The organism is Rhizobium sp. X9, assembly GCF_018873185.1.
GTDB lineage: Bacteria > Pseudomonadota > Alphaproteobacteria > Rhizobiales > Rhizobiaceae > Agrobacterium > Agrobacterium oryzihabitans.
Window position 1 is genome coordinate 507,848 of record NZ_CP071312.1, and the last position, 15,021, is coordinate 522,868.

General features: G+C 58.9%; 12 protein-coding genes. 6 read left to right on the forward strand and 6 right to left on the reverse strand.

The features are described from left to right. The first annotated feature begins 1 nt into the window (after position 1). Complete coding sequence (locus JZY08_RS17300; RefSeq protein WP_216332772.1) at positions 2-1,348, forward strand: MmgE/PrpD family protein; 1,347 nt, start codon at positions 2-4, stop codon at positions 1,346-1,348. Positions 1,349-1,366: 18 nt separating this feature from the next. Then, a complete protein-coding gene (locus JZY08_RS17305; protein WP_216332775.1) occupies positions 1,367-2,686 on the forward strand; it encodes an LLM class flavin-dependent oxidoreductase in 1,320 nt (439 codons plus the stop codon). 79 nt (positions 2,687-2,765) lie between these two features. Here the strand turns inward: JZY08_RS17305 and JZY08_RS17310 are convergent, their stop codons facing one another. Then, the gene (locus JZY08_RS17310; protein WP_216332777.1) at positions 2,766-4,502 is read right to left on the reverse strand and encodes a PAS domain-containing methyl-accepting chemotaxis protein; all 1,737 of its coding nucleotides are present in this window, start codon (positions 4,500-4,502) and stop codon (positions 2,766-2,768) included. A 331-nt stretch (positions 4,503-4,833) separates the two neighbouring features. Between JZY08_RS17310 and JZY08_RS17315 the strand changes: the two genes are divergently transcribed. Beyond that, a complete protein-coding gene (locus JZY08_RS17315) occupies positions 4,834-6,087 on the forward strand; it encodes an FAD-binding oxidoreductase (protein ID WP_216332780.1) in 1,254 nt (417 codons plus the stop codon). A gap of 60 nt (positions 6,088-6,147) precedes the next feature. Here JZY08_RS17315 and JZY08_RS17320 read toward each other — a convergent pair whose 3' ends face one another. After that, positions 6,148-6,681, reverse strand: coding sequence for a hypothetical protein (locus JZY08_RS17320; protein WP_216332782.1), 534 nt, complete (start codon positions 6,679-6,681; stop codon positions 6,148-6,150). Between the two features lie 48 nt (positions 6,682-6,729). Beyond that, a complete protein-coding gene (locus JZY08_RS17325; RefSeq protein WP_082185721.1) occupies positions 6,730-6,954 on the reverse strand; it encodes an aa3-type cytochrome c oxidase subunit IV in 225 nt (74 codons plus the stop codon). Between the two features lie 418 nt (positions 6,955-7,372). On the opposite strand from JZY08_RS17325, the gene JZY08_RS17330 reads away from it, so the two are divergent. Both JZY08_RS17330 and JZY08_RS17335 read left to right on the forward strand, forming a co-directional pair. Continuing rightward, positions 7,373-7,942, forward strand: a complete 570-nt coding sequence (locus JZY08_RS17330; RefSeq protein WP_137038929.1) for a TRAP transporter small permease subunit — start codon at positions 7,373-7,375, stop codon at positions 7,940-7,942. A gap of 1 nt (position 7,943) precedes the next feature. Next, on the forward strand, positions 7,944-9,794 hold the full coding sequence (locus tag JZY08_RS17335; RefSeq protein WP_216332783.1) for a TRAP transporter large permease subunit: 1,851 nt from the start codon (positions 7,944-7,946) through the stop codon (positions 9,792-9,794). Positions 9,795-9,988: 194 nt separating this feature from the next. Here JZY08_RS17335 and JZY08_RS17340 read toward each other — a convergent pair whose 3' ends face one another. Further along, on the reverse strand, positions 9,989-11,086 hold the full coding sequence (locus JZY08_RS17340) for a TRAP transporter substrate-binding protein (RefSeq protein WP_003500548.1): 1,098 nt from the start codon (positions 11,084-11,086) through the stop codon (positions 9,989-9,991). A 305-nt stretch (positions 11,087-11,391) separates the two neighbouring features. On the opposite strand from JZY08_RS17340, the gene JZY08_RS17345 reads away from it, so the two are divergent. Beyond that, on the forward strand, positions 11,392-12,147 hold the full coding sequence (locus JZY08_RS17345; protein ID WP_216332785.1) for a gamma-glutamyl-gamma-aminobutyrate hydrolase family protein: 756 nt from the start codon (positions 11,392-11,394) through the stop codon (positions 12,145-12,147). Between the two features lie 102 nt (positions 12,148-12,249). Here the strand turns inward: JZY08_RS17345 and JZY08_RS17350 are convergent, their stop codons facing one another. Beyond that, positions 12,250-13,281 (reverse strand): ABC transporter permease, encoded by a 1,032-nt coding sequence (locus JZY08_RS17350; protein WP_216332786.1) that lies wholly within the window; start codon positions 13,279-13,281, stop codon positions 12,250-12,252. Positions 13,282-13,314: 33 nt separating this feature from the next. Further along, positions 13,315-14,856: a sugar ABC transporter ATP-binding protein gene (locus JZY08_RS17355; RefSeq protein WP_216332788.1), complete on the reverse strand. Its 1,542-nt coding sequence runs from the start codon at positions 14,854-14,856 to the stop codon at positions 13,315-13,317. Positions 14,857-15,021 lie beyond the last annotated feature (165 nt).

The window sequence follows — 15,021 nt, forward strand, 5'->3', positions numbered from 1 at the left end:
CATGACAGCCGACGAAAAACTCACCCTTCATCTGGCCGAAGCCATCGCCGCCTCAGATCCGCTGCGTGACGACGAAGCGGTGACAATCGCCCGCACCGCGCTGATCGACTTTTTCGCGTGCGTGCTGGGCGGTGCTTCGGACAGAAGCACGAAAATCCTCATCGACACTTTTACACCGGGCACATCAGGCACCGCAGGCATTATCGGCCATGATCTGCGCACGGATGGCTTTACCGCGGCCCTCATCAATGGCCATGCCGGGCATGTGCTTGACTATGATGATGTGCATGGCAGCGTGCGCGGGCACCCGACTGTCGCCATCATTCCCGGCCTGCTGACTGTTGCAGTCGAGGAAGGTTCGACGGCCGACGCCTTCATCGCCGCTTATATCGTCGGGCTCGAAACAATGGCGCGGCTTGGCCTCTCACTCGGCACCAAACATTATGAAAATGGCTTCCATGCCACGGCCACGCTTGGTCCGATCGGTGCTGCGGCAGCCATCGCCCATCTTCTGAAATTCGATCCGCAAACCACGGCGGTGGCGCTCGGGCTTGCCGCCACGCAATCGGCCGGGCTGCGCCTGCAATTCGGGTTTGATGCGAAGCCCCTGCATGCCGGGCTTGCCACGCGCGCCGGCCTAACGGCTGCACGGCTGGCACGATCAGGGTTTCAGGGCGCACCGGATTTTCTGGAAAATCCCATCGGCTTTTATTCCGCCTTCGCCTTCGGCGCGGAGCAGCCCAAGCGCGTTCTCTCCGGCTGGGGCGCACCATGGCAGATCATCTCTCCCGGATTGACGCTCAAGGCCTTTCCCTGCTGCACCGCCAGCCACCCGGTCGCCGTCGGCGCAATTGCCCTGCGCAACGCGCATGAACTGACGCCGGACGAGGTCGAAACCGTCGTCATAACCTTTCCGCCCGGCGGCGATGCCGCCCTTGTCGGCTCAGCCTCTCCCGCCACCGGCATCGATGCGCGCTTCAGCGCCGAATATGTCTTTGCCGCAGCGCTGGCAGATGGTGCACTCGGCATCGGCCATTTCGACGAACGCCCGGCCCGCGCCGACCTGCTCGCACTTTCGGCAAAAGTCTCGCGCCAGCATGATGAAACCGCCCGCCGTCTCTCACCCGATCCGACCACCCGTTTCGTCGTCATCGACGTGACGAAGAAGGATGGCACGGTGCTATCGCGCCGTATCGACGGCCTTCCGGGCATCGATGACCCGACCGAAAAATTTGCCGACGCCACCGGTGGCAGTGAAAAATTCGCCGGAATTCCGGCACTGGTGCGGTCCATGAAAACCGCAGCCGACCTCAGGAAGCTCGATACGCTTCTGGCAACACAGATATAACTCGACCGACATGAAGGCATGATCCCCATGACCACCACGACCCGCAAAAGACAGATGCATCTCGGCCTTTTCCTGCAGGGCGCCGGACACCACGTTTCCGGCTGGCGCCACCCGGATGCGGAGGCCGGCAGCGAGAATTTCGATCTCCTGACCCGCGTCACGAAAATGGCCGAGGCGGCAAAATTCGACATGGTATTCCTGGCCGATGGCCTCACCAGCGGCGTCGACGCCCATCCCTCGATGATCGCCCGTTTCGAGCCGCTGACCCTGCTGGCGGCGCTTGCGATGGTGACCGACAAGATCGGTCTGGCTGCCACCGCCTCCACCACCTATGGCGAGCCCTACCACACCGCCCGCGCCTTCGCCTCCATCGACCATCTGAGCCACGGCCGCGCAGCGTGGAACATCGTCACCACCTCCTATGCCCGCACGGCGGCAAACTTTTCCAAGGACCACCCCGAGCATGACGAGCGTTATGCGGTGGCGGAAGAATATGTGAATGTGGTGCGCGGTCTGTGGGACAGCTGGGATGACGACGCTTTCGTCAAGGACAAGCAGGCAGGTCGTTACGTCGATCCGGAAAAGGTCCATATTCTCAACCACGAAGGCAAATATTTCACGGTCAAGGGACCGCTCAATATTCCGCGCTCGCCGCAGGGGCACCCGGTTCTCATTCAGGCCGGCTCCTCCGGCCCGGGCCAGGATCTTGCCGCCCGCACCGCCGATATCGTCTTCACCGCCCAGCAGGCTATTTCCGAAGCGCAGGCCTTCTACACCAGCCTCAAGGCGCGGGTCGCGAAGTTTGGCCGCGATCCGGCCAGCGTCGCGGTAATGCCGGGTTTCATGCCGATCATCGGCAGGAGCTTCGAAGAGGCCGGCGAAAAGCTGAAGGAACTGAACCGCTGGACCGACATCAAAAGCGCCATGCCGCTGCTGGAAGAGCGCATCGGCCACAGCCTTGCCGAATACGATCTCGACGGCCCCTTGCCGGACCTGCCGATCTCCGACCAGCTGCGCAGCCGCGCCGAACTTCTGACCGAGCTGGCGCGCCGCGAAAAGCTGACAATCCGTGAACTTGCGCTGCGCGTTGCCGCAGGTCGCGGCCACCACATCGTCATGGGCACGGCAAAAGACGTGGCCGACCGCATGCAGGAATGGTTCGAAAACGGCGCCGCCGACGGCTTCAACGTTATGCCGCCCTTCTTCCCCGGCGGGCTGGAGGAATTCAACCGCGAAGTGGTGCCGCTGCTGCAGGAACGCGGCCTGTTCCGCCGGGAGTACGAAGGCTCGACGCTGCGCGATCACCTCGGCATCGAACGACCGGCATTGCGCGGATGACGGAATGCGGATGCCTCACCAGACGCATCCGCATCACCAAACCTCATCAACACGTTGAAGCGGGCAAAAGCCCGCCCCTTCACGCGGCCGCTCGCCCCGGCTGCTGATCGCGCCGGCTAGGATTCGAAAACTCCGACCGGATGGACGACCCGTCTTCGCGCTGGGTCGTGCGGCGGTTGAGTTTGAACAGGCTGACAAGCTGTGCGAGCACATCGGCTCCCTGCGCCAGCGTGGTGCTGATCGCGGTGGTGCGGGCGCTCATGGCGGCGTTCTCCTGCGTCATCCGGTCGAGCCGGTTAACCGCCTTGTTGATTTCGCCGATGCCGATGGCCTGTTCGTCGGCTGCCTTGGCAATCATGTCGACGTTGCCGTCGATATGCCTTACCAGCGCGTCGATCTGCTTCAATGCCTCGCCGGTCTCGCCCACCAGCCTGACGCCCTCGAGAACCTCGGTGCCGGAATTGTTGATGAGCGCCTTGATTTCCTTTGCGGCATTGGCGGAGCGCTGGGCAAGTTCGCGCACTTCCTGCGCCACCACGGCAAAGCCCTTGCCGGCTTCGCCCGCACGCGCCGCTTCCACGCCGGCGTTCAGCGCCAGAAGGTTCGTCTGGAAGGCAATCTCATCGATTACGCCAATGATCTGGCTGATTTCACGCGATGCCGTCTCGATGCGCTGCATGGCGTTGACGGTCCGTTCGACGACTTCGGTTGAAGCAGCCGTGGATGTCCGGGCGCTCTGAACGAGCTTTCGGGTCTCTTTGGTATTTTCGGTCGATGAGCGAACCGTGGCGGTGATCTCTTCAAGCGCTGCCGAGGTTTCTTCGAGCGCTACCGCCTGCTCGCGCGAGCGCTCGGCGAGATTGACGGAGGCTTCGCTGACTTCCTGGCTGCTTCTGGTCAGATCGTCGGTCTGGCCGAGAACATTCTCCAGCGTCTTCTGGAATTCCGCGATGGATTTGTTGAAATCCCGGCGCAGCCTTTCAAATTCGCCCACGAATGGTTTGTCCAGCGTGACACGGATATTGCACTGTGAAAGCCGCTCGAGTGCAGCACCCAGTTCTTCAACCGCGTGCATCCGGTCGGTGACGTCGAAAGCAAATTTTACGACCTTGAAGACATGGCCCCGGTCATCGAGGATCGGATTATAGGAAGCCTGGATGAAGACGCGTTTACCATCCTTGCCAAGCCGCATGAACTGTCCGGACGAGAATCTGCCAGTCCGGAGTTCGTCCCAGAAGCTGCGATAATCCTGGGACTGGGCATAGGCCTGCTCGCAGAACATCGAATGATGTTTGCCGACGATTTCTTCCGCCGTGTAACCGAGTGCGGCCAGGAAATTCTCATTGGCGCTGAGGATTTTTCCGTCGGGTGTAAATTCGATCATGGCCTGCGCCCGGGAAAGTGCCGCCAGCTTGCCATCATCCTCGGCGCTCTTGCGCTTGATCGATGTGATGTCGGTTGCGATCTTGACGACCTTGTAAGGCTTGCCGAAACGGAAAACCGGATTGTAGGAGGCCTCGATCCAGATATCGTCGCCGTTCTTTGCGCGGCGCCGGTACTGGCCCTGATCATATTCGCCGCGCGACAGCTTTGCCCAGAAGGTCTTGTATTCTGCTGAGGCGGCGTCATCGGGAGACAGGAACATGCTGTGGCTCCGTCCGACGATTTCAGCCTCCTGATAGCCGATCGCCTTGCAGAAATTGTCATTTGCTTTCAAAATTTTGCCGGTCAGATCGAACTCGATGATGGCCTGAGAGCGGCTGAGTGCATCAAGCACCGCGGATGCATCCGTACCGAGTTTGAAAAATTGAGACATGCCTTTGAACCCCCAAAGATGACCAGTATGCGGACCTCTCCCCCTCGATGCTGGAGAGATGAAAAAACGGATCGGTCTGCCTGCACGCGCAACCTAGCGCGACACCGTTAAATAGCGATTAATAATGATCCATAACTATTGATCCGACGACTGAATCTGCCAGCGAAAAATTCTTCAGACACGCGCCCTTTACCTGTGAATCTTTCCCGGATGGGCACCGCTTATTTGCCACAGTGCTGATATTTCTGCAGCCGCGGCACAATGCGGCCTTTCATCCAGACAGCATTCGTTGTTATGGCGGGCCTGAAAGATTTGTGTTGCAGGAGCGCCGATGACCAAAACCCTGAAATGCGACGTGCTGGTGATCGGCAGCGGCATTATCGGTTCCATGGCGGCGCTTTACCTGCAAAATGCCGGGCGCGAGGTCGTTCTTCTGGAGCGCGGCGAAATCGCCCGCGGTGCGAGTTCCGGCAATGCCGGCATCCTGGCCTTTCCGGAAATCATTCCCATTCCCGCTCCCGGCATCATGAAAAAGGCACCGCGCTGGCTGTTCGACCCGCTCGGTCCTCTCAGCGTGCCGCCTGCCTATGCGGCGAGGATCGCCCCTTGGCTGTGGCGTTTCTGGCGCGCCAGCGCCGAGCGAAATTTCCGCTACGGCCTGAAGGCGCTCAGCGACATCAACCGGCTGGCGGCCACGGAAATGGCCCATGTCACCGCCATGCCGGAGCTTTCCCCCTTCGTGTCGAAGACCGGCACGCTCGATCTTTATGATAGCGAAACAAGCTTTAATGCCGCCCTCAAGGACTGGAATGAGAAGGAACAGGCCGGTTTCTCCTTTGAGCGCGTCGGCCGCGCCGAAATCGAGACGCTGCAGCCGGGTCTTGCGTCGCAGTTCCGTCATGCCATGTTCTCGCCGGACGGCCTGCAGGTCTCCGACCCTTACGATTTCACCCGTGCGATTTTCGATCTGGTGATCGCCCGTGGGGCAAGCCTTCGCAAGGGCGAGGCCGAACGCATCGATGCCGTTGGCGAAAGCACGATCGTGACGCTGGAAAACGGCGACAAGATCGACGCTGACAAGGTGGTGATCGCCTGCGGCGCATGGTCGAAGAAACTTGCCGCCACGCTTGGCAACATCGTGCCGCTGGAAACCGAGCGCGGTTACAACACCACCCTGCCTGCCGACGCCTTCAACGTTACGCGGCAGCTTTATTTCAACGACCATGGTTTCGTCGTGACGCCGCTGTCCTCCGGCATCCGCGTCGGCGGCGCTGTCGAACTTGGCGGGCTGGAGTTGAAACCGAATTTCAAACGCTCCGAAGCCATGCTCAAGAAGGCGGGACGTTTCCTGCCGGGCCTCAAGGTGGAAGGCGGCCGGCAATGGATGGGCTTTCGCCCGTCAATGCCGGACTGTCTTCCCGTCATCGGCACGGCGCGCGCCACGCCCTCCGTCATCTATGCCTTCGGCCACGGCCATCTGGGACTGACGCAATCGGCAGCCACCGCCCGCCTCGTGACGCAACTCGCAAGTGGCGAAGAGACCGCGATCTCGGTTGATCCCTTCCGTCCGGGGCGTTTTTCCTGAGCGTGCGGGATCCCGGTTAATGCCAGCTCGAGTGTTTCCGGTTTAAACGGAAACACTGCTTTATTTGACAGGCTGCATTGAATCTTCAGGGAACTTCACGTTAGCGAAGGCCGGATAGACCTTCCGCAGGATGGTCACCTGCTGCTGGTCGCTGACACGCAGCAAATACCAGTCTGCGTCATCGATCAGCGCCAGCGTGTGGGATTTCGCCTCGATCGTCTGGCCACCGGTTTCCATCACCGTTTTTGTCGGAATGAGCGCATAAGGCGTTCCGTCGGGCGTTTCCCCGACGCTGATCGCCCCTGTATCCATGGTGAATTCGGTTATCTTGACCGCCGCAAGCGCCATCTGCATCTGCGCCGTCAAGGCGCTGCGCAATTGGTCGACGGAAATACCCGCGTCGCCTGCAATGAACTCGAAGATTTTCGGCGGCACAGTCCTGCCGACGGTCTCGAAATCCTGCGTATTCAGCGCCGTGCTGAACCGTTCGATCTGCGTCTTGAGCTTGTCCTGCTCGGACGGCGAAAGATCGCGAGCCCAGGCATGATGCGACATCGCCGCCAGCAAGAGCAGACAGGATAACAGGCGTCTCATGGCTTTGCCTTTCGGGTTGGCCGGCACCGCTCCATTATGTGGGGTCGTTCAGCGCAGCAGCACGAAGCCTGCGGCCGAAAGGAAGACAAAGACGATCAATCCGCCAAGGAAACCGGCTGAGGTAAAGAAACCAGCGACCATGGCCAGCATCAGCACGCATACCAGCATCGTGCCATACTTCGTCATGGCCAGAAAAGCGTTATAGGTCTTTTCGTGCTCGCCGTAATTCATCTCGGCGCCAACTTCGACCGGACCCGTATGGTGTTCGCTCATTTCGCTTCCCCTTATGCTCCATCCGCAGATCCGCCGCGCAAGACCATCATCCTGCAAACAATGGCGGGCTTATGCCGGATTCTCCATCCGCAGAGGTAACATGAAGTCATGCAGAAGCGCAATGGATCGTCAGCCACCCGATTGCCTTCCGTAACGTTGGAAAAGTAAAATTAATGCACTGCAAATTGGGCGCATCCTGTAGCGCGCCAGATAAAATCAGTGCACGATAAATCGTTACAGGGTGCATGCCGTACAGAATTCTTGGAGGAAGAATGACCGTTCGGAGTTGATTTTCGAAAAGCTGTTCAATAAGCACCCGCAAACAAGAAAAAATCGGACTTGCCGGTCGAAATGGCAAATAAAACGCCGATAAAAAAGCCGCGGTCCGGACCTTGGATCTGGTCCTGAGGAGGGGAAAGTGAAGTTTTTATTGGGAATAAGCCGGGCCGTCGACACGGTCACCACGGTTATCGGCCAATCTGTGTCCTGGTTATTGCTGGCCGCAGTGCTGATCAGCGCCACCAACGCGGTGGTGCGCAAGATGTTCGACATGTCGTCGAATGCATGGCTCGAAGTTCAATGGTATCTTTACGGCACCGTTTTCATGCTGGCGGCAGCTTACGCGCTCCTCAAGAACGAGCATGTGAGGATCGACATACTGTCGTCCACGTGGTCGAAGCGCACGCGCGATATCGTCGACTTTGTCCTCCATATCATTTTCCTCGTTCCTTTCGCCGGTCTGATGACCTATCTCGCCTGGCCATGGTTCTGGAATTCCTTCAATTCTGGAGAAATGTCGTCCAATGCCGGCGGCCTTATCATCTGGCCCGCCAAATTTGTCGTCCTTTTGGGCTTTGCCCTGCTTCTCGTCCAGGCATTCTCGGAAATCATCAAGCGTTATGCGGTGATTGCCGGATATATTGCCGATCCCCGTGAGACGGTACTGTCGGAATCCGAAGCAGAAACCAACGGAACGGCAGGAAACTGACATGATAGATCTGATTGCGCATAACCTGCCGCTGGTCATGTTCAGCAGCGTGATGCTGATGCTCTTGCTGGGCTATCCCGTCGCCTTTACGCTCGCCGCCGGCGGCCTCATCTATTTCGTACTGGGCGTGGAACTATCGTGGATTTCCCCGGAAATCCGACTGTTCTGGCCGCTATTGCAATCCCATCCCGAACGCATCTACGGGATCATGTACAACGACACCCTGCTGTCCATCCCGTTCTTCACATTCATGGGCATCATTCTTGAGCGCTCCCGCATGGCCGAAGATCTCCTCGATACGATCGGTCAGCTTTTCGGCCCTATTCGTGGCGGTCTCGCTTATGCGGTCATTCTTGTCGGCGCTCTGCTGGGCGCCACCACCGGCGTCGTAGCGGCTTCCGTCATGGCCATGGGCCTCATTTCGCTGCCGATCATGATGCGTTATGGTTATAGTCGCCCCCTCGTCGCAGGCACCATTGCCGCTTCGGGCACTCTTGCGCAGATCGTTCCGCCCTCTCTGGTTCTGATCGTCATGGCGGACCAGCTCGGCCGCTCCGTCGGCGATATGTATGTCGGCGCGCTTTACCCCGCGCTTATGATCGTGGCGGCCTATTGCGCATATATCTTTGCGATCTCTATCTTCAAACCGTCACTCGTGCCCGCCCTTCCGAAGGAGGCCCGCACGCTTGGCAACGGCATTACCTCGCTTTTCGTGATGATTGCCATTTCGATAGCGCTATATTTCCTGGGCATGCACGTCCTCTTCTCCGGCATAACAAGCCCTGAATGGCAGCTGGTCGCCGCGCTCGCCTTTGCCGTGGTCGCGGTTTATCTCGTCGCCCTCTTTAATAGCGCGGCAAGTACCAAGATCATTTCGCGCCTGGCTGAACAGGTCATCATCGTTCTGGTGCCGCCTCTGGCACTTATCTTTCTCGTTCTCGGCACAATCTTCCTCGGCATCGCCACACCGACCGAGGGCGGCGCGATGGGCGCAACCGGAGCACTGATCCTGGCGCTCGCCAAGGGCAGACTCTCCATTGCAACGGTCAAAAATGCGCTCGACGCGACAACGAAGCTTTCCGCCTTCGTTATGATGATCCTCATCGGCGCCCGCGTTTTCGGCCTCACCTTCTACGGCATCAATGGCAATGTCTGGATCGAAGAACTGCTGCTTGCCCTGCCCGGCGGGGAGTACGGCTTCCTGATCGTGGTCACGATCATTATTTTCATTCTTGGCTGCTTTCTGGATTTCTTCGAGATCGCCTTCATCATGGTGCCGTTGTTGGCGCCGGTGGCAGACAAGCTCGGGATCGATCTGGTATGGTTCGGCATCATTCTCGGCATCAACCTGCAAACCTCGTTCCTGACGCCCCCCTTCGGGTTTTCGCTATTCTTCCTGCGCTCCATCGCTCCGAACTCGACATGGGTGGACAAAGTGACGGGTAAAAAGATGCCCGGCGTGAAAACAACGGAAATCTATAAGGGGGTATTTCCCTATATCGTCATCCAGTTCGTGATGATCCTTGTGGTCATAGCGTTTCCCGGCCTGGTGATGAACTACAAGAGCAGCCACACCAGCGTCGATCCCAGTACGATCAAGATCGAGATACCCGGCGGCCCAGGAAGCGGCGGCTTCTCCCTGCCGCCTCTCGGCGGCGGCGCTTCTCCGCAGCAGCCGTCCATCGGACTGCCGCCGCTCAACCTTGGCGGGCCGTCACCCACAACGTCAGGTCAGGAAAGTCAGCCACCGGCCCCGCAGCCGGCGCTCGGTCTGCCACCCCTTAATTTGGGTGGACCGCAACCGGAGAACACCCAGCCCGATCTTGGCCAACCGCCCAAGATCGGACCGTAGCGGCATGGCGCAGCGTTGATCCGGGAGATCGGCCCGGCAGCGCTGCGCTTTCCCAATGCCCCGCAATGAATTCGCAACCAGTTGCACATTCATCCAGAGGCCTCGCGGCCCTGAAATCATTGTTGCAAACACACAAAAAGCCCCCGAGTCCGAAGCTTCGGGGGCTTTTTGCCGGTCCGCCTTTTACCGAAAGATCAGAGCTTTCCGTTGCGCTGCTGAATCATCATGAAGGTATCGAACGTATATTCCGCAAGCTGCATCCAGAGATAACCCTCACGCTTGAAGGCCACCTGATCCTCGTAAATCTTCTTGAAGTCAGGATTTGATGCGGAAATGCTGGCGTAAACTTCCAGCGCCGCTTTGTAACAGGCCTCAAGGATTTCCTGGCTGAATGGCCGCAGGATAGCACCCTCCGCCACCAGTTGCCGCACCGCAATCGGGTTTTTGGCGTCGTACTTCGCCATCATGCTGGTATTGGCGAAGGCACATGCATCCTGCAGCACCATCTGGTAATTCTTCGGAAGGCTGTTCCATTTCTCCAGATTGACGAAGGAATGGATGACAGGGCCGCCTTCCCAGAACGCCGGGTAATAATAATATTTCGCAACCTTGTAGAAGCCGAGCTTATGGTCGTCATAGGGACCGACCCATTCGGCGGCATCGATGGTGCCTTTTTCAAGCGCCGGATAGATATCGCCGCCGGCGATCTGCTGCGGCACGACGCCGAGTTTTTCCACCACCTTGCCGGCCAGGCCGGCAATGCGCATCTTCACGCCCTTGAAATCGTCGACGGTGTTGATTTCCTTGCGGAACCAGCCGCCCATCTGCGCACCGGTATTGCCGGCGATCATGCCGTAGAGATTATGCTTGGCGTAAAACTCGTTAAGCAGCTTGTTGCCGTTGCCTTCATAGAACCAGGAGTTGGTCAAGCGGGCGTTAAGGCCGAAGGGTATCGCCGTGCCGATGGCGAAGGTCGGGTCCTTGCCGACGTAATAATAGGAGCAGGTATGGCACATTTCCACCGTGCCGGATGACACGGCATCGGCCGCCTGCAGGCCGGGCACGATTTCACCGGCGGCAAAGGTCTGGATGGTGAAATTGCCATCGGTCGCGGCAGCAACGTGCTTGGCAATATCCTCGGCGCCGCCATAGATCGTATCGAGCGATTTCGGAAACGACGAGGTCAGGCGCCAGGTAATCTTGGTATTCTGCTGTGCAATGGCGGGTGCGGCCAGGGCCGCTGTGGCGGCTCCCGCAAGCGCACCTTTTTTCATAAAGGAACGGCGATCCATCTATATCCTCCCAGATATGAACGCTGCCCGCAGCTTTGAATTCCCCTCTTTGCTGTTCAGGCATCGCAGCAAAGTAAGCACGGTTACCGCCCGGCTGACAAGCACCCGCGCCAAGAATTAACCGCACACAAACCGGCCTTTTGGAGAAATTTCCGGAAGTCTCCTCTCTATTTTATTTGCAACTGAAATATCATGACCCCGCCTTATACTTTAGGCGCATACATTGCCGACAGAACGCAAAAGGCATGCTTGACTTGGCCCGCCGGCAGTCGCACAAATTTTTGGAGATTCGCCCCGGAGCCATCATGCCAAAACCGATTATCGCCGTTCCCGCCGACATCCGGCATTTCACCGGAGCCGACTGGCACGCGGCGCAGAACCAGTATCTTGCCGCCGCGTTGAAGGTGGCGGGCGTCATGTCCTTCATCATTCCGGCCTTCGAGGACGGCAACGAGGTGGACGCCATCCTCGACCGTGTGGACGGCCTGCTCGTCTCCGGTTCCGCCACCAATGTGCACCCTTCCCTTTACGGAAAGGAAGCGCAGGATAGCGACGGCCCCTTCGATCAGGCCCGTGACGCCACCAGCCTGCCACTGATCCATCGCGCCATCGAACGCGGCATTCCAATGCTCGCCATCTGTCGCGGCATTCAGGAGCTGAACGTGGCGCTGGGCGGCACGCTTGCTTCCGAAATTCAGGAACAGCCCGGCATCTGGGACCATCGTAAGCCGGAACATGACGACCGCGACGTGGCCTTCGCGATCCGCCAGCCGGTGCATGTGCGGGAAGGCTCCTGCATTGCGCAGCATCTCGGCATGTCGGGTGAAATACAGATCAATTCACTGCACCGGCAGGCAATTGCTGAAACGGCGCCGCGCCTGCAGGTGGAGGCAACCGCAGCGGACGGCACGATCGAGGCCGTTTCGGTCATTGACGCCAAGGGTTTCGCCGTCGGCGTGCAATGGCATCCGGAATATTGGGCCGAGACGGACGCGCCATCGCGCGCTTTGTTCGAAGCCTTCGGCAAGGCCGTTCACGAATACCGAAACAGCAAGGCCTGAGAGCGTCCGCCCTGCGCTCCAACACAAATCAGCTCCTTCTCGCCAGAACATAAAAAAAGGGGCAAGCATGGAAGCTTGCCCCAAGTCCGGGAGGAGGAGTGTTCAGCGCTTTGCGCGTTTCTTCTGGCGGTAGACGTCGGCAACGACGGCAGCCACGATGATGAGACCCTTGACGATCTCCTGGTAGTAGGCGTCGACCCTGAGGAACGTGAAACCGGACGTCATGACACCGAGAATGATGGTGCCGATCACCGTTCCGGTAATGCGGCCGGCGCCACCGGCGAGCGACGTGCCGCCGATAACGGCCGCTGCAATGGCGTCCAGTTCATACATCACGCCCATGCCGGCCTGCGCCGTCTGCGCGCGGGCGGCCGTGACGATGCCGGCAAGACCTGCGAGCATGCCGGCAATGGCATAGACCTTGATCAGATGCGCCTCGATGTTGATACCGGAAACGCGGGCTGCCTGCTGGTTGGCGCCAATCGCATAGGTAAACTTGCCATAGCGCGTGTAACGAAGCGCAATATGGAAGATGACCGCGACGGCGAGAAATACCACGACAGGCCAGACACCCGTGCCGATGAAGGTAAAACCGTCGGTCAGACCGGAAATCGGCTGGCCCTTCGTGTACCATTTGGAAAGGCCACGCGCCGTCACCATCATGCCAAGCGTCGCGATGAAGGGCGGAATCTTGGTGCGGGCGATAAGCTGTCCGTTGATGAACCCGGCCAAAGCCCCGGCCAATATGCCGACAGCCAGCGGTATGAAGAAAGGCAGATCTGTGAGGCCCGGATAAAGGGCGCGCGGCCATGTCGAGGATTGCGCGACGCTGGCGGATAACATCGCCGTCAGGCCGACGACCGACCCGGAGGACAGATCGATGCCGCCGGTGATGATGACCTGCGTGACGCCGACCGCAATGATGCCGATGACCGACACCTGCAGGATCATGATCGTCAGGCGCTGCTGGTTCATCAGAAAGCTCTGGCCGATGAAAATCCAGCCGAGCAGCTCGTAAACCAGCGCGATGCCGATCAAGATGAAAAATATATTCGCTTCCGGTGGAATGCGCCTATGCGGCTTGCGTCCGGATTTTGCGTCCAACTCTGCGTTGGCGGCGGCGTTCGTATTCATTGCGTGTTCCTCCTCGAGAAATCCCGGCGCGCCTCACCGCGATGCGAGATCCATCACTTTCACCTGTGTGGCTTCACTTCTATCAAGGAAGCCCGTCACCCGACCTTCATGCATGACCATGATGCGGTCGCTCATTCCCAGAACCTCCGGCATTTCGGAGGAAATCATGATGACGGCGACGCCCTGACGCGCCATCTCGCCAACCAGCTTGTGAATTTCAGCCTTCGCCCCGACATCGATGCCGCGCGTCGGCTCGTCCAGAATAAGAATGCGCGGCTTGGTCAGCATCCAGCGGCCGATCAGCACCTTCTGCTGGTTACCGCCCGACAGATTCTCAATACGCTCGTATAGATGCGGCGTCTTGACCCTCAGCTTGCGGCACATTTCCTCGCAGGCATCCGAAAGCGCGTTTTCCTGTACAAAGCCATTGGCGACATATTTGTCCTGCAGGACCGCGATCTGCATGTTCTCCAGAATGTTGAGGATCAGCAGACATCCGGTATCCTTGCGGTCCTCCGTCAAAAACGCCATGCGATGACGGATAGCCTCTGTCGGGCTGGCGATGGAAACCGCCTTGCCGTCGATTGCAACCGTGCCCGAGGATGCGGGCGTTACGCCAAACACCGTTTCGGCGACATTGGAGCGGCCCGAGCCGACGAGGCCCGCCACGCCGAGAATTTCACCGGCGCGCACCTCGAAGGAAACGTCACGGAACACGCCGTCGAGCGTCAGGTTCTTGACCGACAGCACCACGTCGCCGATCGGAACCTCTTCCTTCGGAAACATCTGCGTGATTTCGCGGCCCACCATCATGCGGATGATGTCGTCACGCGTCACATCGGTGGAAGCGTGGGTGCCGATATACTTGCCGTCGCGGAAGACGGAAAACTCGTCGGCGATCTCAAACAGCTCGTTCATCTTGTGGGTGATGTAGACGATGCCGATACCGCGTTCCCTGAGATCCCGGATGATGCGGAAAAGATGCTCGACCTCACGCTCCGTCAGCGCCGATGTCGGTTCGTCCATGATGAGAACGTCGGAATCGTAGGAAACCGCCTTGGCGATCTCGACCATCTGGCGGCTTGCGACCGACAATTCGCCGACGCGCGTTTCCGGATCGAGATCGATGCCGAGCCTTTCCAGCAGCGTCTCCGTGCGGCGATACATTTCACCATGGTCGATGAAGCCCAGCCGGTTTTTCGGCTCGCGGCGGATCCAGATGTTTTCCGCGACAGTCATATAGGCCATCAGGTTGAGTTCCTGATGGATCATCGCAATACCGTTTTCGAGCGCGTCGAGCGGTGAATCGAGGCGTATGGCAGCCCCCTTCAGGCGAATTTCACCGACATCGGGCTGATAGATACCCGCGAGGATCTTCATCAGCGTCGATTTGCCGGCGCCGTTCTCGCCCATCAGCGCATGCACGGTGCCGCGCTTGAGGTGGAACGAAACGTCATCAAGCGCGACGACGCCGGGAAATTCCTTGCGAATACCGTCCGCGGCGAGAAGAAATTCTGCATTCGGCACGGCGCCGCTGGCACGCACGGCGGCCATTGTCGATGGACTGACGACCATCTCACCCTCCACAATAGACAAAAATAACCGGAAAAATGGCTCTGCCCAACGGCGTCCGTTTTCCGGGGAGGCTCACAGCGCCGTGTCGGTTATGACACAAAGGCGCTGTAACACTTTGAATTCACTGAAATTCTATTACTCTACCTGGCCCGGAGCATAAGCTCC

Coding starts and splice junctions, on each gene's coding strand:
- JZY08_RS17300 (WP_216332772.1), top strand. CDS start 2: ATGACAGCCGACGAAAAACTCACCCTTCATCTGGCCGAAGCCATCGCC.
- JZY08_RS17305 (WP_216332775.1), top strand. CDS start 1,367: ATGATCCCCATGACCACCACGACCCGCAAAAGACAGATGCATCTCGGC.
- JZY08_RS17310 (WP_216332777.1), bottom strand. CDS start 4,502: ATGTCTCAATTTTTCAAACTCGGTACGGATGCATCCGCGGTGCTTGAT.
- JZY08_RS17315 (WP_216332780.1), top strand. CDS start 4,834: ATGACCAAAACCCTGAAATGCGACGTGCTGGTGATCGGCAGCGGCATT.
- JZY08_RS17320 (WP_216332782.1), bottom strand. CDS start 6,681: ATGAGACGCCTGTTATCCTGTCTGCTCTTGCTGGCGGCGATGTCGCAT.
- JZY08_RS17325 (WP_082185721.1), bottom strand. CDS start 6,954: ATGAGCGAACACCATACGGGTCCGGTCGAAGTTGGCGCCGAGATGAAT.
- JZY08_RS17335 (WP_216332783.1), top strand. CDS start 7,944: ATGATAGATCTGATTGCGCATAACCTGCCGCTGGTCATGTTCAGCAGC.
- JZY08_RS17340 (WP_003500548.1), bottom strand. CDS start 11,086: ATGGATCGCCGTTCCTTTATGAAAAAAGGTGCGCTTGCGGGAGCCGCC.
- JZY08_RS17345 (WP_216332785.1), top strand. CDS start 11,392: ATGCCAAAACCGATTATCGCCGTTCCCGCCGACATCCGGCATTTCACC.
- JZY08_RS17350 (WP_216332786.1), bottom strand. CDS start 13,281: ATGAATACGAACGCCGCCGCCAACGCAGAGTTGGACGCAAAATCCGGA.
- JZY08_RS17355 (WP_216332788.1), bottom strand. CDS start 14,856: ATGGTCGTCAGTCCATCGACAATGGCCGCCGTGCGTGCCAGCGGCGCC.